17 protein-coding genes and 1 pseudogene are annotated in these 19,167 nt (G+C 64.7%); 5 read left to right on the top strand and 13 right to left on the bottom strand.

The window, feature by feature from the left end; translation table 11 throughout:
- Positions 1-3: 3 nt before the first annotated feature.
- From LB520_RS05020 to LB520_RS05010, 3 genes are all read left to right on the top strand, one after another.
- Complete coding sequence (locus LB520_RS05020) at positions 4-780, top strand: esterase family protein (protein ID WP_224636661.1); 777 nt, start codon at positions 4-6, stop codon at positions 778-780.
- 222 nt (positions 781-1,002) lie between these two features.
- A complete protein-coding gene (locus LB520_RS05015) occupies positions 1,003-1,317 on the top strand; it encodes a nuclear transport factor 2 family protein (RefSeq protein ID WP_224636659.1) in 315 nt (104 codons plus the stop codon).
- 149 nt (positions 1,318-1,466) lie between these two features.
- The gene (locus LB520_RS05010) at positions 1,467-2,540 is read left to right on the top strand and encodes a siderophore-interacting protein (protein ID WP_224636658.1); all 1,074 of its coding nucleotides are present in this window, start codon (positions 1,467-1,469) and stop codon (positions 2,538-2,540) included.
- A gap of 9 nt (positions 2,541-2,549) precedes the next feature.
- Here LB520_RS05010 and LB520_RS05005 read toward each other — a convergent pair whose 3' ends face one another.
- The 3 genes from LB520_RS05005 to LB520_RS04995 form a co-directional block, all read right to left on the bottom strand.
- Positions 2,550-3,767: an MFS transporter gene (locus LB520_RS05005; RefSeq protein ID WP_224636657.1), complete on the bottom strand. Its 1,218-nt coding sequence runs from the start codon at positions 3,765-3,767 to the stop codon at positions 2,550-2,552.
- Positions 3,767-5,878: a TonB-dependent siderophore receptor gene (locus tag LB520_RS05000; protein ID WP_224636656.1), complete on the bottom strand. Its 2,112-nt coding sequence runs from the start codon at positions 5,876-5,878 to the stop codon at positions 3,767-3,769. The genes LB520_RS05005 and LB520_RS05000 overlap by 1 nt, the downstream gene beginning before the upstream one ends.
- Positions 5,879-5,989: 111 nt before the next feature.
- On the bottom strand, positions 5,990-7,525 hold the full coding sequence (locus LB520_RS04995) for an MFS transporter (protein WP_224636655.1): 1,536 nt from the start codon (positions 7,523-7,525) through the stop codon (positions 5,990-5,992).
- 144 nt (positions 7,526-7,669) lie between these two features.
- On the opposite strand from LB520_RS04995, the gene LB520_RS04990 reads away from it, so the two are divergent.
- Entirely contained in the window at positions 7,670-8,557 is an 888-nt protein-coding gene (locus tag LB520_RS04990) for a LysR family transcriptional regulator (protein WP_224636654.1), read from the top strand.
- Between the two features lie 34 nt (positions 8,558-8,591).
- Here the strand turns inward: LB520_RS04990 and LB520_RS04985 are convergent, their stop codons facing one another.
- From LB520_RS04985 to LB520_RS04965, 5 genes and pseudogenes are all read right to left on the bottom strand, one after another.
- A complete protein-coding gene (locus LB520_RS04985) occupies positions 8,592-9,344 on the bottom strand; it encodes an SDR family NAD(P)-dependent oxidoreductase (protein WP_224636869.1) in 753 nt (250 codons plus the stop codon).
- Between the two features lie 151 nt (positions 9,345-9,495).
- Positions 9,496-9,621 (bottom strand): annotated as a pseudogene (locus LB520_RS04980) (AbrB family transcriptional regulator); the annotation flags it as partial.
- 1 nt (position 9,622) lies between these two features.
- The gene (locus LB520_RS04975) at positions 9,623-9,934 is read right to left on the bottom strand and encodes a putative quinol monooxygenase (RefSeq protein WP_095766458.1); all 312 of its coding nucleotides are present in this window, start codon (positions 9,932-9,934) and stop codon (positions 9,623-9,625) included.
- A 52-nt stretch (positions 9,935-9,986) separates the two neighbouring features.
- The gene (locus tag LB520_RS04970; protein WP_224636653.1) at positions 9,987-10,760 is read right to left on the bottom strand and encodes an SDR family NAD(P)-dependent oxidoreductase; all 774 of its coding nucleotides are present in this window, start codon (positions 10,758-10,760) and stop codon (positions 9,987-9,989) included.
- Positions 10,761-10,841: 81 nt separating this feature from the next.
- On the bottom strand, positions 10,842-11,276 hold the full coding sequence (locus LB520_RS04965; RefSeq protein ID WP_224524513.1) for a DsrE family protein: 435 nt from the start codon (positions 11,274-11,276) through the stop codon (positions 10,842-10,844).
- Positions 11,277-11,370: 94 nt separating this feature from the next.
- On the opposite strand from LB520_RS04965, the gene LB520_RS04960 reads away from it, so the two are divergent.
- Complete coding sequence (locus LB520_RS04960) at positions 11,371-12,453, top strand: hypothetical protein (protein WP_224524516.1); 1,083 nt, start codon at positions 11,371-11,373, stop codon at positions 12,451-12,453.
- A 152-nt stretch (positions 12,454-12,605) separates the two neighbouring features.
- Here the strand turns inward: LB520_RS04960 and LB520_RS04955 are convergent, their stop codons facing one another.
- The 5 genes from LB520_RS04955 to LB520_RS04935 form a co-directional block, all read right to left on the bottom strand.
- A complete protein-coding gene (locus tag LB520_RS04955; RefSeq protein ID WP_224636652.1) occupies positions 12,606-13,553 on the bottom strand; it encodes a cation diffusion facilitator family transporter in 948 nt (315 codons plus the stop codon).
- A 5-nt stretch (positions 13,554-13,558) separates the two neighbouring features.
- Positions 13,559-15,748 (bottom strand): anthranilate synthase, encoded by a 2,190-nt coding sequence (locus tag LB520_RS04950; protein WP_224524521.1) that lies wholly within the window; start codon positions 15,746-15,748, stop codon positions 13,559-13,561.
- Between the two features lie 238 nt (positions 15,749-15,986).
- Positions 15,987-17,042, bottom strand: a complete 1,056-nt coding sequence (locus tag LB520_RS04945; RefSeq protein ID WP_224524524.1) for a succinylglutamate desuccinylase/aspartoacylase family protein — start codon at positions 17,040-17,042, stop codon at positions 15,987-15,989.
- A 189-nt stretch (positions 17,043-17,231) separates the two neighbouring features.
- Entirely contained in the window at positions 17,232-18,608 is a 1,377-nt protein-coding gene (locus LB520_RS04940) for an FAD-containing oxidoreductase (protein WP_140838776.1), read from the bottom strand.
- Positions 18,605-19,066: a DUF4126 domain-containing protein gene (locus LB520_RS04935; RefSeq protein WP_224636651.1), complete on the bottom strand. Its 462-nt coding sequence runs from the start codon at positions 19,064-19,066 to the stop codon at positions 18,605-18,607. Before LB520_RS04935 ends, LB520_RS04940 begins: the two co-directional genes overlap by 4 nt.
- Positions 19,067-19,167 lie beyond the last annotated feature (101 nt).

The following is a 19,167-nucleotide window of genomic DNA, read 5'->3' as shown; positions in this document are numbered from 1 at the left end:
CCGATGGACGTCTCCTATCACAAGGGCCATGCCCGCAATCTCGGCCGGGACATGGAATACAAGCGCTACGGCCATGCCGGGCGGCCGGTGGTGGTGTTCCCGACCTCGCAAGGGCGGTTCTACCAGCTCGAGGATTCGGGCGGGGTCGGCGCGCTTGCCGAGTTCATCGACACCGGCCGCATCCAGCTCTTCACGCTCGACGGCGTAGATTCGGAATCCTTCTTCGACAAGCATGCCGACACGGCGCAGCGTATCGCCCGCCACGAAGCCTATTTCAGCTATGTGCGCGAAGAAGCGCTGCCGGATTTGCAGGCGGTTGCCGCCAAGTCCAACGGTGGCCGCGTTTTGAAGCCGCTGTTTTGCGGCTGCTCGATGGGCGGCTATCACTCATCCAATTTCGTGTTCCGCTTCCCGGAACTGGCGAGCGGGGTGATCTCGCTGTCCGGCGTCTATTCGGCGCGCGACTTTTTCGGCCGGGCTCTGGAAGGCAATATCTATTTCAACTCGCCGCTCGACTATCTGCCCGGCATCGTCGACCAGAAGCTGCTCGGGCGGCTCAGGGCGCTCAGGCTGATCTTCTGTTGCGGCCAGGGCGCCTGGGAAGAGCGCATGCTGGTCGAAACGCGCGAGCTGGAACAGGTGCTGCGCGACAAATCGATCCCGGCCTGGGTCGACTATTGGGGTGGCGACGTCAGCCATGACTGGCCGTGGTGGCATAAGCAGCTCGTCTATTTCTTCGGCCGTTGGCTGGATGACGACCTCATGCACAGGTTGGACTGAGGTGCGTTGATATTCAGGTGAGGCCGGCCTGCAAATGGCGGTTTCCTGCGCTTCCGGTGCTCACGTACATGAAGTACGCTCCGCTCCGGCCTTCGCCGGCCGAAGCCCTCTTAAGTGTTTCCGCCCGATGAAGGCTACGGCCGGCGAAGGCCGGTTCTCGGAAGCCACCATTTTCGTCTCGGCCTGACCTGAAGCTCAACACACCTCAAAGTGTACGGACCAATGACCACACCCGATCCGATCCGTCGCTTTGTCGAAGCGACCAACGCCGCCGATACCGAAGCCTTTCTGGCCACATTCACAGACGATGCTTTCCTCAGCGACTGGGGTCGCGATTTCCGTGGCCGCGATGGCGTCGCGCGGTGGAACCAGTCGGACAATATCGGCGTGCAGTCCAACCTTCGCATCGTTCGCATCGCGAAGCGCGACGGCGTCTATCATGCCCGCGTCGCCGTGACCGGCAACGGCTTCAACGGCGAGGGCGACATGGCCTTCACGCTCAACGGCGACCGGATCGCGAGCCTGGTCATCAGCTGAAGAACGGATGCGTCGCGACCTTCGTGCGGCATCGTCCAAAAATATGATCATTATAATCATGTTTTTGTGGCAATGCCGCCGGCGCTGTGGCATGCCGGCGCGGCGATATCGGGCTTCGGCCGATCTCGTCGATATCGGAAGGCCCGGCGATGAAGCTCTTGGGCGCGCAAACCCGTATCCAAAACGACGACATCCGCGCGGTGATGGACAGGCTGCGCGCCGAGCACGGCGACTATGAAAACGACACCGGCGTTGCCGGCCAATGGGAATTCCGCATGCATTACGGCACGTTGAATGCCTCATTCGACGACCGCGGCGTGCTGGTCCGTGTCGCGGCGGAGGACGAGACCTGCCTCTCCTACATGAAGATGATCTTCGCCGGCCACATCGCCGCGCATCTCCGCACCACCGAAGGCCTGCGCTGGCAAGGAGACGGCATGGATGCCGGCACGCCGATATTCTTCCGCGAGATATCGGTCCTGTCCTCGACACGGTTGTCGCCGCATATGCAACGCGTGCGCTTCTCCGGCCGCGCCCTCGGCCGCTTCGCCCATGGCGGATTTCATGTTCGGCTTCTGCTGCCGCCGGCCGGACGGCAGCCGGTTTGGCCGACCATGGGCGCGGACGGCCTGATCGTCTGGCCGTCGGGCGAGGATGCGCTCACCATCCGCGTCTACACAATCCGCGCGCTGGACGTGGCCGAGGGTTGGCTCGACATCGATTTCGTGCTGCATCCCGGCGCCGAGACGCCGGCTGCGAGTTTCGCGCAGAATGCGAGAGCCGGCGACATCATCGGCATGATCGGCCCCGGCGGCGGCGATGTGCCCGAGGCATCAAACCTGCTTCTTCTGGGCGACGATACCGCGCTTCCGGCGATCGGCCGGATGCTGGAAGAGCTTGCGCCGTCCGTCCGTGCCGAGGCCTTCATCGAGGTTGACGGTCCGCAAGACCGGGTGACGCTGGCGGCGGGCGAGAACATCGCTGTCCATTGGCTTTATCGGTATGGCCGCGAAGCAGGCCGGGCCGGCCTGCTGCCGGAAGCGCTGCGCGAGCGCGGCCGCGGGGCCGACGATCTCTTTGTCTGGGCCGGATGCGAGTTCGCCGACTTCCGCGACATCCGCCGGACCGTGCGCAAGGAATGGGCCCTGTCGCGCAACCGGCATCTTGTCACCGCCTATTGGCGCCGCGGCGCGTCGGGCGGAGACGGTGCCGGCGAGGAATAGTTCAATCTTTTAGTTGCGATCGCTGACCATGGCGATGGCCGGCACCGCCAGCAGCGCGACGACGCCCGCGCCGCCGAACAGTGCGCCATAGCCCAGATGCTGCGCCGCATAGCCGGCCAGGATGCCGCCCGCCATGCTGACCAAGGCATCCATGCACTGGAAAAGCGTGAAATCGACCCCTGCCTGCTTCGGATCCGACCAGCGCATGAACTGCGCATAGAGCGCCACGAAGCCGAGCGCCATGATGCCCGAGGAACTCAGCGTCGCGACGGCCGCCAGCGGGCCTGCCGGGAAAACGCCGGAAAGCGCGAAGGCCGCGAGGATGAACAGCGATCCGGCCTGCAGCATAAGCGCGAGCACAAGCACGCTGCGCGTGCCCAGCCATCGGACAAGAGCGCCGCCGGCAAGGGCGGCCGCGCCGCCGAGAACCATGCTGCCGACACCGTTGACCAGGCCGATCGTGGAAAGGCTGAGCCCGGCATCGACCAGAAACGGGCCGAGCATGGTCAGCGCCCCTTTCTGCGCCAGAACGTAGATCGCCGACGCCGCCAGACCGCGGCGTATCTGCGGGCGCCGCAGCGCCGTGCCGAGCGCGGGCACGTGTTCGCGCACTTCCTCGCGCGATCGGCCGGCGATGCCGAGCAGGAAGGGCATGCCGAGCAGCACCAGCAGCGAGGCCATCGCCGACACCGCCGCGCGCCAGCCGTGGATTTCGACCAGATAGAGGAAAAGACCGGCGCCGATCGCCGAGCCGAAATAGGCGCCGCCGACCTGGGCGGCATTGCCCCAGCCGAGATTTTTGCCGGCAAGGTTCTGCACCGCAAAGCCATCGCAGGCGATGTCGACCGTCGAGGCGGCAAAGGCGACCACCGTCAGGCAGGCGACGACCGGCCAGAAGGCGGCGGGACCGAACTGGGCCATGGCCAGCAGTCCGGCGATGGAGATGAGGCCGCCGATGAGGACGATCGCGCCGGTGCGATTCCTGCCCGCTGGCGGAAGCCGGTAGCGCTCCACCGCCGGCGACCACAGGAACTTCAGCGCCCATGGCAGGGCGATCAGGGTGAGCAGGCCGATGCGGTCGAGCGGCAGGCCCTGGTCGCGCATCACGGCCGGGAGACCCGTCCAGGTGATGCCGCCGATCACGCTTTGCGCCACATAGAGGCCGCCGATCGCGGCGACGATGGCGGCCGGCGACGAGGCGGCCCGGTTCGAGACGGAGACCGACATCAGAAGCGATAGCGCAGGCTGCCGAACAGCGAGCGGCCCTCGTCGCGGTAGCAATAGCCGGCCGAGCAAATTGCCTGCTGGTTGTCGAACAGGTTCTTGGCGTTGATCTGCAGCTTCACGCCTTCGAGCCTCGGGTTGCGATAGCCGAAATCATAGGACAGCGAGGCATCGACGAAGGCGCGCGCGTCGTTCTTGAAAGTATTGGTGTCGTCGCCGTAGCTCGCGCCGGCGAAACGCACGCCAGCGCCGAGCCCAAGCCCTTCAAGCGTGCCGTTCTCGAACTGGTAATGGCCCCAGAGCGACAGGATGTGGTTCGGCGTGGCCGACAGTTCCTTGCCGTCGGTGCCTTCGGCGCCGCGTTCGATCTTCACGCCCAGATACGTGTAGGAGGCGATGACGCTGAAGCCATTATCGAGTGAGGCATTGGCTTCCAGCTCGACGCCGCGCGAGTTGAGGTCGAGCTGGCGCTGCTTGTTGATGCCGGTGGAGGCGTCGAAGACGACGCCGTCCTTCTGGTCGATGTCGAACAGCGCGGCGCTGACGGTCGCGTTGTGGTCGGGGACCTCGTATTTGACGCCGATCTCCGTCTGCGTGGCAATGGTCGGGCGGGCGACGCGGCTGACGGAACTCGAGACGTCGTCATAGACGAAGCCGATGTTGGGAGAGAACGAGGTCGAATAGTTGACGTAGGGGATGATGCCCCATTCGGTCCGGTAGGACAGGCCGACGCGGCCGGAGAAGGCGCTGTCCTTCTGCTTCGACTGACTGAAATCCGCCGCGGTGGAGGTGGTGTCGACCCAGTCGTAGCGGCCGCTGGTGAACAGGGTGAAATCGTTCCACTCCATCTGGTCGTGCAGGTAGACGCCGAGCTGGTTCATCTCCTGCCCGCCGGAATGGGGGACGGGGGCGGCCTTGATATCCTCGACCGAGACATAGGAGAGCCCGCTGCCGGCGTCATAGTCCGACCAGGCATAGTCGATGCCGGCAATCACGGTGTGCCGCACCGGACCCGTGTCGAATTCGAGCTGCGCCATGTTGTCGACGACGAAGTTCTTCATCGTCTCGGTATAGTGGCCCCAGTAGCGCTCAAGCGGCTGATCGGCGCCGATCGAGTAATGGCCGCTATATTCGATATCCGAGTCGACGGCGTTGTAGCGCAGGTTCTGGCGCACGGTCAGCCAGTCATTGAAGCGGTGCTCGAACTCGTAGCCGATGCGCCCCTGATCCTGGGTGAAATTATTCCAGGACGCATCGCCTTCATAGACGTTCGACAGCACGCCATAGGCGGAGTTGTAGAAGGCCGCGGTGCCGCCGGTGACGGACTTCGAATATTCGCCGAGGATGGTGAGCTTGGTGTCCTCGTCCGGCTTGAAAGTGACGGCCGGCGCCAGATAGGGTTTATCGTCGGGATAGTCGGGCAGGCCGGTCTCGCTCAGACGGCCGAGGCTGGTGAAGCGATAGAGGATGCTGCCGTCGTCATTGACCGGCCCGGAAGCATCGAGCGCCGCCTGGAAGCGGTTGTGCTCGCCGGCCAGCAACTCGATCTCATGGAACGGCTCGTCCTTGGGGCGTTTGGTGACGACATTGACGATGCCGCCCGGACCGCTGACGCCGTAAAGCGAGGAGGCCGGTCCCTTCAGGATGGTGACGCCCTCGATGCCGTAAGGTTCTGTCTTGAACCAGGCGGAAGGGCCGTTGTACTGGCGCAGCCCGTCGCGGAACATGCCGTTGTAGAAGGCCTGGAAGCCTCGCAGGAAGAAGGCGTCGTAGCGCGTGTCGAAACCGAAGCTGTTTGGATTGGCGCTGGCCGTGTAGCCCAGCGCGTCGTTCAGTGTACGCGGCTTCTGGTCCTCGATCTGCTTCTGCGTGACGACCGAGACCGCCTGCGGGATCCTGGCGATCGGCGTGTCGGTCTTGGTGCCGATGCGGTCCTTCTTCGCGACGTAGCCGTCCTGCTTCAGGATCTCGTTGCTCTCGGCGGTCACCTCGATCCTGTCGAGAACGGTGGCGTCGCCGCCTTCCTGGGCAATTGTCGGCCAGGCATGGCCAAGGATGGCGCTGCCCGCCAGCAATGATAATCCCCGGCGCCACGTCCTCGACCGCTTCGTCATTAACTTGTCTCCAATCCTCATGTTTGGTTGCGCCTTCGCGCTCTCAAATATGAGTAAGAGAGTCAAGTATTTTTTTTGATACCTCGCCGGACTTGACGGCGTCACATGGCGTCAGCCTTCCAGGCAGGCCGGGACAGGCGCGACGTCTTGTTGCGACGGCGATCCGCGACGCAAGCCGAAGAAGACGACGACGGCGGTGAGCACGGTGATCGTCGCCAGCACGATGAGCAGCCGGTCGAAAGCCGTCTCATAGGCTTGGACCAGGGCACTGGCGTCGGCCAAGTGTAGATGTTGCACCGCTTCGCTGATATTGCCGGTTGCCAGTAGCTGTGCCGCCGCGGCCGCTTCGGCAGGCGAGGCCAATCCTTGAGCGCCAAGCTGCGTGGCCGTGAAACCGGACAAGGCCGCCATGACGATAGCCAGGGCCACGCCCTCGCTGGCGACGCGGGTGGTGTTGAATATGCCGACCGCCATGCCGGCGCGCTCCTTTGGCATGACGCTGACGGCAAGTCCGTCCATCAGCCCCCAGGGCAAGGCGATGCCGATGCCGACCAAGACCAGCGGGAGCAGCAGCGCGTTGTCCGCCACGGGCACGCAACTGAGCCAGACCAGGCCGGCCGCGGCGACGAGGAGGCCCACACCGCAGATGGTGGCCGGGGCGATCCGGCGTGCCGCCTGGCCGGCCAGCAGCGGCAAGATCAGCAGCGGCCCGGACAGGCAGATCATCAATTGCCCCGCCTTGATCTCGCTCATCTCCTCAATGCCGATGAAGCGGATCGGCAGGAGCACGAGCAAGACGACGAAGGCATAGGCAGGTGCGGCGGCCAGGAACTGCACGCCGACGAAACGCGGGAAGCGAAACAGCGTCAGGTCCAGCATCGGCCGGCGCACCCGCCGCTCGACAATGACGAAGGCGGCAAAGAAGATGGCTGCAACGCCGAGGAGGGCGATGACGAGGGGATTGGCCCAACCGCTCTGGGGCGCCTGCAGCACGCCGCAGGTCAGCGCGGCAAGCGCGATGGTGAAGGTGGCGGCTCCCGCCCAGTCAAGCCCGGTTGCGTCCGGGTCGCGCGATTCGGCGACGGTGCGCAGGCCGAGCGCGGCGGCGGCAACGCCAAGCACCGCCACCAGAAGAAAGATCGCGCGCCAGCCGAACGCGTCGATGAGCAGGCCGGAGGCAACAGAGCCGAAGGCAAGGCCGATGCCGAAGCTGGTGCCGAGGAAGCTGAAGGCGCGCAAACGCGATTGGCCGTCGAATTCCTGCGCAAGCGCGGAGGCACCGCCGGCGAAGGCGGCAGCGCCGCCAACGCCTTGCAGAGCTCTGAAGGAATCGAACCAGACGATGCCTGGCGCCAGCATGCAGCCCAGCGCGGCTAGGGAATAGGCGGCGAGGCCGGCGAGGAAGATCCGCTTGCGGCCATGGTTGTCAGCCAGCGCTCCGGCCGCCATCAGGCCGGCGCCGAAGGTCAGCATGAAGGCATTGGTCACCCAATTGAGCTCGATCGGACTGCCGCCGTGATCGGCGGCAATGCGGGACAGCGCCACGGCGGGACCGGTGAAGCTCAACGGCATCGTCATGGCTGCGAGGCAAACCGACAGCAGCACGAGCCATCTGCCGGCCGGGCCGGTTCTGGTCATCAAAGTCATGGATTTTCCTATCCGAGGCGGGATTTGCCGGCATGTCCTGACTGGCACAGCCGATCGCAACGACAAGATAGGGCGGCGACGTTTCCGGCAAAATAGTATTAAATCTCCGTTCATCTCGGAACAAAACGCTCGAATAGGTTCACCATGGATCGTCTCAACGGCCTTCTGGCTTTCGCCCGCACCGCCGAGCTCGGCAGTTTCGTCGCCGCCGGACATGCGCTCGGCATTTCCGCCTCCGCCGTGGGCAAGAGCGTCGCCCGGCTCGAGCAGGAACTCGGCGTGCGTCTCCTGCAGCGCAGCACGCGGCGCATAGGTCTGACCGAGGAGGGCAAGCTGTTCAACGAGCGGGTGCGCCGCATCCTTGACGACATAGAAGACGCGGAGGCGATGCTGTCGCGGACACGCGAAACGCCGCATGGCCGGCTGCGCATCTCAACGCCGATCGTCACCTATCATCTGCTCTTGCCGGTGCTGTCGGAGTTCATGGCCCGCTATCCCGAGATCGAGCTCGACATCGATTTCAACGATCGCATCGTCGACGTCATCGACGAGGGTATCGATGTCGCGATCCGCAGCGGCGAGCTGCCCGATTCGCGATTGGTGTCGAGGCCGGTCGCGCCCTTTCGCATGATCTTGTGCGCGGCCGCCTCCTATCTCGATCGCCATGGCACGCCCGGCACGCCGGCGGATCTAGCGGCACATTTCGGGATACACTTCCGCTTTCTCAACAGCGGCAGGCTGCTCAACTGGCCGTTCATCACCGGGAGCGCCGAGCCGCAGATCCGTTCGATGCTGACCTGCAACAACATGGAGGCATTGAAGGGCGCGACGATTGCCGGTCTCGGCATCGCCTGCATGCCCGACTTCCTGGCTCGGGAGGCGCTGCATGACGGCAGGCTGCGCACCGTGCTCGACGATCATGTCGACGGCCGCGGCCAGTTCCGCATGCTGTGGCCGTCCAATCGCCATCTTTCGCCGAAGGTCCGGGTCTTCGTCGATTTTCTTCCCGAGAGGCTTGCGGCGGGGCGATAGGCCCGGCAATCCAAACGAAGCTCCGCGGGGATGGTCAGTAGGTCGCGCGGCCGCCGGAGAGATCGAAGGTTGCGCCGGTGGTGAAAGAGTTCTCGTCCGACAGCATGAAGACGATCATCGCGGCGGCCTCTTCCACCTCGACGAAGCGGCCGCGCGGCACTTTGCCGAGCATATAAGCGACCTGCGCTTCCGTGAGCTGCTCGAGAATTCTGGTACGGGCGGGCGAGGGGGTCAGCGCGTTGACGGCGATGTCGTGTCCCGCGAGCTCCTTGCCGAGCGACTTGGTCAGCGCCAGCACGCCGGCCTTGGCGGCCGAATAGGCGGCGGCATTCGGATTGCCTTCCTTGCCGGCCACCGAGGAGATGTTGACGATGCGGCCGTAATTGCGCGCGACCATGCCGGGCACCAGGCGCCGGCAGCAGTAGAAGACGCCGTTGAGGTCGATATCGACGATCTGACGCCAGGCGGCGGGGTCGTAGTCCGCCACGGTCGCCGCCGGCCCGGCAATGCCGGCATTGTTGACCAGGAGATCGACGGGGCCAAGTGAGCGCTCAGTCGCGGCGGCAGCGCGATCGACGGCCTCGATCTGGGACTGGTCGCAGAGAATGGCTTCAACGCGGCCGAGCGAAGCGAGCTCGGCGACAGCCCGGGTCATTGCGGCCTGGTCGACGTCCCAGATGGCAACGCCGGCGCCCGACGACAACAGGCGCCGGGCGACCGCAAAGCCGATGCCTTGCGCGCCGCCCGTCACCACGGCGATGCGGCCGGAAAGATCGACGGCGTTCAAACGGCGGTTCATTGGCAATTCCCTTGCTCGTCGAGCAATTCAGCATCCTGATGGATTGCTGACTTGCTCCAACTTTCTGATTTTACGCAATTCCGAACGGAAAACCGCCGAGCACGTTTCCTGGAATTCCCTTGGCATTGGATACCCCGGATCAAGCCCCGACGTTTCGCGCCACCAGCCTGGCTACGCTTGGCACAATCAGCAGCACGACCAGGAAGCGCGCCGTCTGCAAGGCCATGACGAAAGAGATGTCGACGTTCTGCGCCGCAGCGGCGATTTCACCCGGCCTTTTCGGGCGCTGGAAGGCCGAAGCCGCCAACGGGATGGGTCTCGATCTGGAATTCGAAGCCGGCGATGAAGGGACGCGCCCTGGCGATCGCCGCCTGGACTTCCGGCAGCTGCAGCGAGGCCTTGTGGCTCGCCTGGTCGGTCCACACTTCCGTGACCCAGATGGCGTCGGCGTCGGCCGGATCGGTGGCGATGATGTAGCTCAGGCAACCGGGGAGAGCGCCGGTGCTTTCGCGCAGCACGTCCATGACCGCATCGCGCTGGCCGCGCGCCGCCCGCATCTTGCCGATCAGTCCGTACATGCCCTTGCTCTCCCTCCAGGTTGCACGCTGCATCAAGTATGCAATCGCCAGCTCACGGCATCAACTGGCCGCCATTCACCTCGATCACCTGGCCGATAATGTAACCGCTCAACAGGTCGGACGACAGGAACAGATAGGCGCCGACGCAATCCTCGGGCGCTCCGGCGCGCCCTTGCGGAATGGTGGCGACCATGGCTTTGATCTGCTCGGCGCTCGAATAGCGTTCGTGAAAGGGCGTCAGGATAGTGCCCGGCGCCACGGCGTTGACGCGGATGCCGAAGCCGATCAGTTCCTTGGCCATGCCGCGCGTCACGTTGGAAACGAAGGCCTTGGACGACCCGTAGAGGCCGGCGCCGCCGCCGGCGCCGTTGCGGGCGGCGATCGAGGTGGTGTTGATGATGAAGCCACCCTGGCGCTTCAGCCAGGGGATCGCCTTGCGCGAAGCGGTCAGGACAGAGCGCGCATTGAGGTCCATCACGGCGTCGTAATGCGCCTCGTCCTGGTCGGCATAGGCGACGCGGCCAAGCATGCCGCCGGCATTGTTGACCAGGCCGTCGAGCCGGCCGAAATGGTTTGCGCTCTCTTCGACCACACGCTCGACGTCGGCAGGTTTCGAGAAGTCGCCCTGGACCAGGAACACCTCGCCGCCACCGTCGCGAATGGATCCGGCCACGGTTTCGGCGGGAGCGCGGCTTGCATTGAAATGCAGCGCGACGCGGCATTTCTGCGCCGCATAGGCACGGGCAAGTGCCGCGCCGATCCCGGTCGAAGCGCCGGTGACCAGCACCGCCTTGCCGGCAAGATCGGGGATGGCAAGTGTCGTCATGTCGGCTGGTCTCCGGGTTGCCATCCTTCGTAGGCCATTGCCGGCCCGGCGTTCAAGTGTTGGCGTTCAGTGCGGGCGCATTCAGGGCCTGAGATAGACATAGCCCTGATGCTGCAGTTCGGCGAGCTTCACGACGCCGCCCTTGTCGGCAAGCTCGAAGCCCGCCAGCAGGTCGGTCAGCGTGATATCCATGCCGTGCAAGGTGTTGCCGCAGGCTTGCGGCACAAGTCCCTGCTGGACAAGGCCGGCAAAGCGGCTGGAAACAGCGCCGGAAGCGCCCTTGACTTTGAAGGCGGCCAGAGCCGGACCGTGCACCACGAGCACGATGTCGACATTGCCGCCGGTGCCTTCATAGTGGTTCTTGATGTTGCCGAGGACGAAGTTGACCTTGTCGGCGTCGCTGAGGTGATAGGCGACTTTCAGCCGCCCCTCAGGCGTTGCCGCATTTGCCCGGCCCAGGCCGAAAAGGCCCGCGGCGCCTGCGAGGCCGGCTCGAAAAATGTCACGGCGCAGCATCGTATCCTCCGTTCGCCGCGCTCGCGATTTTGCATGGTCCAGGCGGCACTCCTAGACTAGCATATCCAAGTCCTGTCGGTGGGAGGAGGATCACATGACATCGAGGACCATGGCGGTGGTGCTTTGCGCCGCCTTTGCCGCTTCGTTCGGCGCGGCGCGCGCCGAACAGCCGCCCAAGCTTCCCGAGCTCAGCCCGACCGGCGCCGACGCCTGCTTCGGCCGTGTCTACGACGCCGCCCATCTCAAGGCGCATCCGCGCCAGAAGGTGGCGCGCATCTTCTTCTTCTACGGCCATGACCCGGTCAGCCGGACGAACGAAGAACCCGCCGCCAACCAGGATACGTCCTATAACGGCTTTCTCACCACAACGGTGCGCGGCGCCAAGAAGCCGGAATGGGCGAGCAGCTGGTGCAACAACGAGGATCCAAGCGACAAGGCGAGCGGCATCCGTTGCGGCATGGACTGCGACAGGACACTGGCTTCGCTGAAAGTCGACAACAAGGGGAAGCTTCTTCTGTCCGGCCTGTCGCCAGACGTCTATCTCGACCCGGATTCGGAAGAGCAGCTCGGCGAGGCCGAGTACAACAAGCAGGCGCTGGGCAGCGAGGACGACAATTTCAAGCTGGACCCGATGCCGGCCGAGACCTGCAAGGCGGAGTTCGCGCGCATCGACCCGATCGACCCTGCGCTGGGCGAGCCGCTGCGCGTGCGGCTCAAGCCCGATCAGCCCTTCTGCTTCGGGCGTGACTACGACGATGCGCATCTGAAGTCGCATCCCAACCAGCTGACGCAATCGATCCGCGTGTTTCGCGGACCCGTCGAGCTCGCCTCCTTCTCAGCCGGCGGCGATGCCGCGAACTGGCCGGATGGGGCGGATGTCGCCGTTTCGGTGACGACGAGGCAGAAAGGGAAAAAGGTCACGCAGACCTATTCCTGCCAGGGCGAGGCCGATCAGTGGCGCTGCTCGGCCAGTTCCAAGATGAGCGATTTTTCCTGCGACGTCTCGCAGAAGGAGATCTTCCTCAAGCGCGGCGTCAACGGCACGATGATGGTCGCGAACCCCAACAATGCAGTGGCAATTGTCGATCTCTGCTCGAAGGCGGCGGATGGCAAGACCAGGTCCGACGACAAGGTCTATCGGCTGCAGCCGATGCCGCAGTCGGCCTGTGCTCCGTGAGGTCTGCCGATATTCAGGTGAGGCCGGCCTGCGAACGACGGCTTCCTGCGCTTCCGGTGCTCACGTACTTTCAAGTACGCTCCGCTCCGGTTCTCGGAAGCCGTCGTTCTCGACTCGGCCTGACCTGAATCTCGACGGACCTTCGCGCTCTGCTAAGCGAAAGGCACGGCCGCGGTGCCTTTCGGCAGCTTCGCCTCGTCGTCCGGCTCGACATGGATGGTGACGCGCACCGAGGGGATCTCGGCTTTCAGCGCATCCTCGATGCGGTCGCAGATGACATGGCTGGCGCCGACGGTCATGTCGGCGTCGACCACCAGATGGAACTCGATGAAGGTGGCGCGCCCGGCAATGCGCGTCTTGAGATCATGCACCTCGAGCGCGCCCTTCGAATTGGCCGATATGATGTTGCGGATCTGCATGTGCTCATGGTTTTCGACGGCGCGGTCCATCAGCCCGCTCATCGACGAGCCGATGACATGCCAGCCCTGCCACAGAATGTTGAGCGCGACGATCACGGCAAGTGCCGGGTCGAGGATCTGCCAGCCGGTGAGCACGGCACCGACAAGACCGCCGAACACGCCGACTGACGTTACCACGTCGGTCATGATGTGCCGGCCGTCGGCGACAAGCGCAGGCGACTTCGCATTCCGGCCGGCGCGGATCAGCGTCCAGGCCCAGATCGCATTAATGACCGTCGCGACGCCGTTAACGGCAAGTCCCTGCCAAGGCTGTTCCAGCGGGGCGGGATGTTGCCAGGACTGCCAGACCTCGTTGAGGATCAGCAGCGCCGCGACGACGATCAGCACGCCTTCGAGGACGGCGGAAAAATATTCGGCTTTGTGATGGCCGAAGGGATGGTCCTGGTCGGCGGGCTTGTAGCTGACCTGGATCGCCCAGAAGGCGGCGGCCGATGCGATCACGTTGACGATCGATTCCAGCGCGTCGGAATAGAGCGCCACGGAACCGGTGATGTACCAGGCGGCAAGCTTCAAGACGAGCACCACGAAGGCGACCAGGATCGACCAGAAGGCAAGCCTGGCAATCTTCTCGCGGGTCGCGGCTTTCGCCGCGGCCGCCACCGTGTCCTGCGTCACAGCCATGGTTCCTAGGCGGCCTTTTCCTTGGCCTTGCGCGGCAGATGCGCGACAATGTTTTCGATGATGCGCATGCCGGCATTGTGACCGAGCGTCATGATCGATTCGGGATGGAACTGCACCGCCGCGATCGGCTCCTTGCGGTGCTCGAAAGCCATGATGATGCCGTCCTCGGTTTCGGCGGTCACCACGAAACCGTCGGGCAGGCGCACCGGGTCGGCGAAAATCGAGTGATAGCGGCCGACGGTCACTTCCTTGGGCAGGCCTGAGAAGATGATGCCGGGCTTCGAAATGCGGATGCGCGATGGTTTGCCATGCATGGGGATGTGCAACTGCCTGAGCTCGCCGCCATAGGCCTCGGCCAATGCCTGCAGGCCGAGACAGACGCCGAAGATCGGCAGGTCGCGGCTGCGCGCTCGTCTGATGGTGGCGGCGCAGTCGAAATCCTTCGGCGTGCCAGGGCCGGGCGAAAGCACGACGAGGTCCGGCTTCAACCGCTCGAAGACCTCCTCCGGCACCGGCGAGCGCACCGTGGAGACGTTGGCGCCGGTCTGGCGGAAGTAGTTGGCCAAGGTATGGACGAAACTGTCCTCATGGTCGACCAGCAGGATGTTGACGCCGTCGCCGACGCGCGCGGTGGTGCGCTCGGTTCCGGTAGCGTTGCCGGTCTTTGCGTCGCGGATAGCGGAGAGCATGGCGGATGCCTTCAGTTCGGTTTCGGCTTCTTCTTCCTCGGGAATGCTGTCGAAAAGCAGTGTGGCGCCGGCGCGGACCTCGGCGATGCCGTCCTTGATGCGGATGGTGCGCAAGGTCAGCCCGGTGTTCATGTCGCCGTTGAAATTGACCATGCCGACCGCCCCGCCATACCAGGCGCGCGGGCTCTTCTCGTTCTGCTCGATGAAGCGCATGGCCCACAGTTTCGGCGCGCCGGTGACGGTGACCGCCCAGGCATGCGAGAGAAACGCGTCGAAGGCGTCCATGCCTTCGCGCAGCCGGCCCTCGATATGGTCGACGGTGTGGATCAGGCGCGAATACATCTCGATCTGGCGACGGCCGATGACGCGCACGGAGCCCGGCTCGCAGACGCGCGACTTGTCGTTGCGGTCGACATCCGAGCACATGGTGAGCTCGGACTCATCCTTCTTCGAGTTAAGCAGCTTCAGGATCTGCTCGCTGTCGGAAATGGCGTCGTCGCCGCGTTTGATGGTGCCGGAGATCGGGCAGGTCTCGACGCGGCGGCCGTTGACGCGCACGAACATCTCCGGCGAGGCACCGATCAGATATTCGTTCTCGCCGAGATTGATGAAGAAGGAATAGGGCGAGGGGTTGATCGATTTCAGCTTGCGCGAGATGTCGGAAGGCTGGGTCTCGCAGCGCTCGTAGAACATCTGTCCAGGCACGACCTCGAACAGGTCGCCGCGCTTGAAGCTCTCCATGGCGCGGCGCACCAGGTTGGCGTATTCGCCTGGCTCATGGTCGCCGCGCGGCGGGATGCGGTCGGCGGTCTTGAACGGCTCGGCATGGGCATCGCGGGCCAAGCCCTCGGTCGAAAAACCGTCGCCGGAATAGTCGTAGCGGTCGGTCCAGGCCTTGGTCGAATAATGGTCGACGACGAGGATCTCGTCGGGCAGGAACAGCACCAGGTCGCGCTGGCTCTCCTTGCGCTCGAGCTTGTAGTCGACAGGATCGAACTGGAAAGCTAGGTCGTAGCCGAAGGCGCCGTAAAGGCCGAGATTGGCGTCCTCGGCGGTCTTGAACAGCGCGGTGATGGCGCGCAGCACCGTGAACACGGACGGTACGCGGCTGCGCTCCTCCTCGGTGAAGACGCGGCCTGGTTTGGCGACATCGAGGCGGATGAGCGTCTTCGAGGTCTCGACGATCGTCACATCACCGAGCTCGCCAAGCGCCTTGCCGATCACGGGCAACAGCGCTTCGCCGCGCTTGTTCAGCGCTTCGATGCGCATTGTGCGCCCTCGGGCGGAGATCACCAGCGGCGGATCGATGATGGCCGTATCCCAGCGCGTGTAGCGGCCCGGATATTCGTAGTTGGAGGAAAACACCGCGCCGCGGCGCGAATTCAGGCCGTCGACATAGGCATCGATCGCGCCTTCATAGGGCCGGTCGTGCCGCTCGCGGGTGATCGTCACGCCGCCCGCGGTGATGAAGCGCTCGGCCCCGTTGTCCAGAACTTTAGTCGTCATTGCCGTCTCCATCAGCGTCTTGGGCAACGGACCCGGGAATGGCGTTAAAAAACAAATGGCCGCCCGGATATTCCGCTGCGGCCACCCTCTTTTTCACGCGCACACGCACGAACAGGCCGCTGTCAGCGAGCCCACCACCAAATGGTCTTGTTCGAACGCATGTTCATGGCGACTCCCATAGCGGCGAATGGAGGTCCATGCAACTGGATTTCACGGCGATGGTGAAAGCCGCTACGCCTCAGTCTTCCAGCGTGCCGGAGCGCGCGTCGGTGCTCCTGGCGTCGCCGGCGAGCTTCAGAAGATCCTCGCCGGCGCGGATGATGCGGCGCGCGCGGCGGGTCAGGATGAAGCCCGACTGAGGGGCGAACACTTCCGTGCGGCCGCCGGCCTCGCCGGGCGCGTGGACGATCGTCGCCAGCCTTTCGCCTTTCTTGACGCGGTCGCCGGGTTTGACGTCGTAAAGGATCGCGCCGGCCCTGGGCGAAGGCATCATGTCGATGTTTTCCAGCGGTACGACCGGTCCGGAAAATTTCTCGAATTTCGGCACGGATGAGTCCTGGACGACGCCGCGCGTCACAAGCAGTCGGTAAAGTCCCGCGGCATCGGCCGCGGCGAAGGCGGCGTCGACATCGAGCATGCCGCGATATTCGACCGTGGTGACGGCGCGGCGATCGAAGCGCGCGACGCTCGCCGGCACGTTCTGGTAGGGCATGATCGAGGCGCCTTCGAAGGTGCCGGTATCGTCCTCGCTCCACAGCAGGACGGCTTCGGCGCCCATGGCGGCCGCGCAATCGGCCATATGCGGCCACAGGCTGGTGTGGATGTAGAGATAGGCCAGACCTTCGTCATCGCAGTGGAGGTCAAGCACGATGTCGTTGCCGAGCGAGAGCTGGACGAGCCGGTTCTTCAGCCGGCGATCGGCGCCGCCGAGGCTGACATCCGGCAGAAGCCTGGCGTCGGGCGCGGCAAGCAGCGGAAAGGAGCGATTGAAGTTGGTGCGGGTGCCGAGATTGAAGCGGCCCTGGTGCTCGCCAAAATGATATTGCGCGCGGCCGATCGGGTTGGCCCAGGGTACGATGGTGATCGGGCCCTTGATGCGGCCCTCGGCCTCCGCCTTGGCCAGCATCGGCATCAGCGCGTCGATGGCGACGACGCCCGGCAGCTCGCCGGCATGCAGCGCCGCCTGCAGATAGGCGGAAGGAGCCGCCTTGTCCTTGCCCTCGAAGCGCAAGACCGGAAATTCGTAGGCGACACCCTCGCTGTCGCCGGCGATGCGTTCGATCGTCTTCTGCATGGGATACTCCGCGTGAGGAGGTTTCAGCCATGCATTGTTGCGATCGGGCTGTCGAGTGGTCCAGCCGCGCCGGGTTGTCGGGGCAGCGTGGCTACGGCGAAGACGCCGAGCCTTGCTACGGCGAAGACGCCGAGCCTTGCTACGGCGAAGTTGCCGAGCCTAACCGCTGCGCCTTTTTCCGGAATTGCTCTACTCCAGCGGCTTCAGCTCCTGGGCGATGGTCGGCAGCAGCTCCGAGACATTGGGGTGGATGTGCATGGCGCGCGCCAGCGTCGAGATCGGCGCCTTGGCGTACATGAGGTCGAGCACGCAGTGGATCGCCTCGTCGCCGCCCGGGCCGAGCACGGAGCAGCCGAGGATTTCACCGGTGTCGGCATCGGCCAGGATCTTCATGAAGCCTTGCGTCTCGCCCTTCTCGACCGCGCGGCCGACACGCGTCATCGGCCGCTGTCCGACCAGCGCGCGGCGGCCTGATTTCTTCACGGCGGCTTCCGTCATGCCGCAGCGCCCGAGCGGCGGATCGATATAGAGCGCATAGGCTTCGATGCGGTCGCTCACCTTGCGCGGATCGTTGTCGAGCAGGTTGGCGGCGACGATCTCGAAGTCGTTGTAGGAGGTGTGGGTGAAGGCGCCCTTGCCGTTGCAGTCGCCCATCGCCCAGATGCCCGGCACATTGGTGCGCAACTGGTCGTCGACGACGATATAGCCGCGCTGGTCGACCGCGACGCCGGCCTTGTCGAGGCCGAGATCGTCGGTGTTGGGCTTGCGCCCCAGCGCCAGCAGCACATGCGAGCCGACCGCCGGCGGCTTGCCGGCGGCGAAGGTGACGGCGATCCCATTGCCTTGTCTGGCAAAGGCGATGTCGTCCGCGCCGACATGGACGGCGATGCCTTCGTTTTCGAGTATCGATTGGATGGCGGCGGAGGTGTCTTCATCCTCGCGGCCGGTCAGCCGCGGCGCCTTCTCGATCACCGTGACCTCGGAGCCGAAGCGGCGGAACATCTGCGCGAATTCGAGCGAGATATAGCTGCCGCCGATGACGATCAGGTGGCTGGGCAGCACATCGAGATCCATCATCGAGGAATTGGTGAGATAGGGCACGTCGTTGACGCCAGGCAGATCGGGCACCGAGGCGCGGCCGCCGGTGTTGAGGAAGATTTTTGGCGCGGTGAGCAGCTCATCGCCGACGCGCACCGTGTCGGCGGTGACGAAACGGGCATGGTCGCGATAAAGCGTGCAGCCCTTCATTCCGGCGATCCATTTTTCGAGGTTGCCGCGGGCGTCGTTGGTGACCTTGTCCTTGCGTGCCTTGATGCGCTTGTAATCCACGCCGACCGGGCCCGACAGCGCGACGCCATAGTCGGCGGCGCGGCGGGCGAGATGCGCGGCATAGGCGCTCGCTACCATCGCCTTGGTCGGCATGCAGCCGGTGTTGACGCAGGTGCCGCCGATGAACTTGCGCTCGATCAGCGCGACCTTCATGCCGGCGGCCTCGAGCCGGCCGACAAGCGGCGGCCCGGCCTGGCCAGCGCCGATGACGATGGCGTCGAAGCTCTTTGCGCTCATGCGACCGCCGCCACGATGAGCAGCCCGCCGATGATGGCGACCGCATCCTCGATGAAGGCGGCGGGCGGATCCTTGCCAAATGCGACGGACAGCCGGCCGCGGACCTCGGCGCCGCCCAGCGTGCCGATCACCGCGCCGATCGCGCCGGCGACCAGGCCACCGATGGTGGCGCCGGCGGTCGCGCCGATGACTGCGCCACAGAAGGCGCCGACGACGATGCGGGTGCCGAACTGCGGCGGCACCTTGCGGCTCGGCGTCGACGGCAGCTGGTCGGCGATCAGCTCGACGATGGCCAGAATGGTGAAGATGCCGACGGCGATCCAGTGGCCCATGAAGCTCGCCCAGGTGCCTGTTACCGGCAGCCAGCCGAGATAGGAACCCCAGGCGACGGCGGCGGGCGCGGTCATGGCGCGCAGGCCGGCAATGACGCCTATCAGCAGGGCGAGAATGTAAAGCATGATCGGCCCCCTCAAACCGAGACCTTCGCATGGCCTCGGAACGGCAGGCTAGCACAAGCTAGGCGTTTGGCTACGGGGCTTTTGTCAGACGATCGATTATG

Source organism: Mesorhizobium sp. CA12, from assembly GCF_020165255.1.
Taxonomy (GTDB): Bacteria; Pseudomonadota; Alphaproteobacteria; order Rhizobiales; family Rhizobiaceae; genus Mesorhizobium.
This window is presented reverse-complemented; position numbering and strand designations above follow the sequence as displayed.

Coding starts and splice junctions, on each gene's coding strand:
- LB520_RS04940 (WP_140838776.1), bottom strand. CDS start 18,608: ATGAGCGCAAAGAGCTTCGACGCCATCGTCATCGGCGCTGGCCAGGCC.
- LB520_RS04935 (WP_224636651.1), bottom strand. CDS start 19,066: ATGCTTTACATTCTCGCCCTGCTGATAGGCGTCATTGCCGGCCTGCGC.
- LB520_RS04950 (WP_224524521.1), bottom strand. CDS start 15,748: ATGACGACTAAAGTTCTGGACAACGGGGCCGAGCGCTTCATCACCGCG.
- LB520_RS04955 (WP_224636652.1), bottom strand. CDS start 13,553: ATGGCTGTGACGCAGGACACGGTGGCGGCCGCGGCGAAAGCCGCGACC.
- LB520_RS04960 (WP_224524516.1), top strand. CDS start 11,371: ATGACATCGAGGACCATGGCGGTGGTGCTTTGCGCCGCCTTTGCCGCT.
- LB520_RS04975 (WP_095766458.1), bottom strand. CDS start 9,934: ATGTACGGACTGATCGGCAAGATGCGGGCGGCGCGCGGCCAGCGCGAT.
- LB520_RS05010 (WP_224636658.1), top strand. CDS start 1,467: ATGAAGCTCTTGGGCGCGCAAACCCGTATCCAAAACGACGACATCCGC.
- LB520_RS04965 (WP_224524513.1), bottom strand. CDS start 11,276: ATGCTGCGCCGTGACATTTTTCGAGCCGGCCTCGCAGGCGCCGCGGGC.
- LB520_RS04995 (WP_224636655.1), bottom strand. CDS start 7,525: ATGACTTTGATGACCAGAACCGGCCCGGCCGGCAGATGGCTCGTGCTG.
- LB520_RS04990 (WP_224636654.1), top strand. CDS start 7,670: ATGGATCGTCTCAACGGCCTTCTGGCTTTCGCCCGCACCGCCGAGCTC.
- LB520_RS05005 (WP_224636657.1), bottom strand. CDS start 3,767: ATGTCGGTCTCCGTCTCGAACCGGGCCGCCTCGTCGCCGGCCGCCATC.
- LB520_RS05015 (WP_224636659.1), top strand. CDS start 1,003: ATGACCACACCCGATCCGATCCGTCGCTTTGTCGAAGCGACCAACGCC.
- LB520_RS05020 (WP_224636661.1), top strand. CDS start 4: ATGGACGTCTCCTATCACAAGGGCCATGCCCGCAATCTCGGCCGGGAC.
- LB520_RS04945 (WP_224524524.1), bottom strand. CDS start 17,042: ATGCAGAAGACGATCGAACGCATCGCCGGCGACAGCGAGGGTGTCGCC.
- LB520_RS05000 (WP_224636656.1), bottom strand. CDS start 5,878: ATGACGAAGCGGTCGAGGACGTGGCGCCGGGGATTATCATTGCTGGCG.
- LB520_RS04970 (WP_224636653.1), bottom strand. CDS start 10,760: ATGACGACACTTGCCATCCCCGATCTTGCCGGCAAGGCGGTGCTGGTC.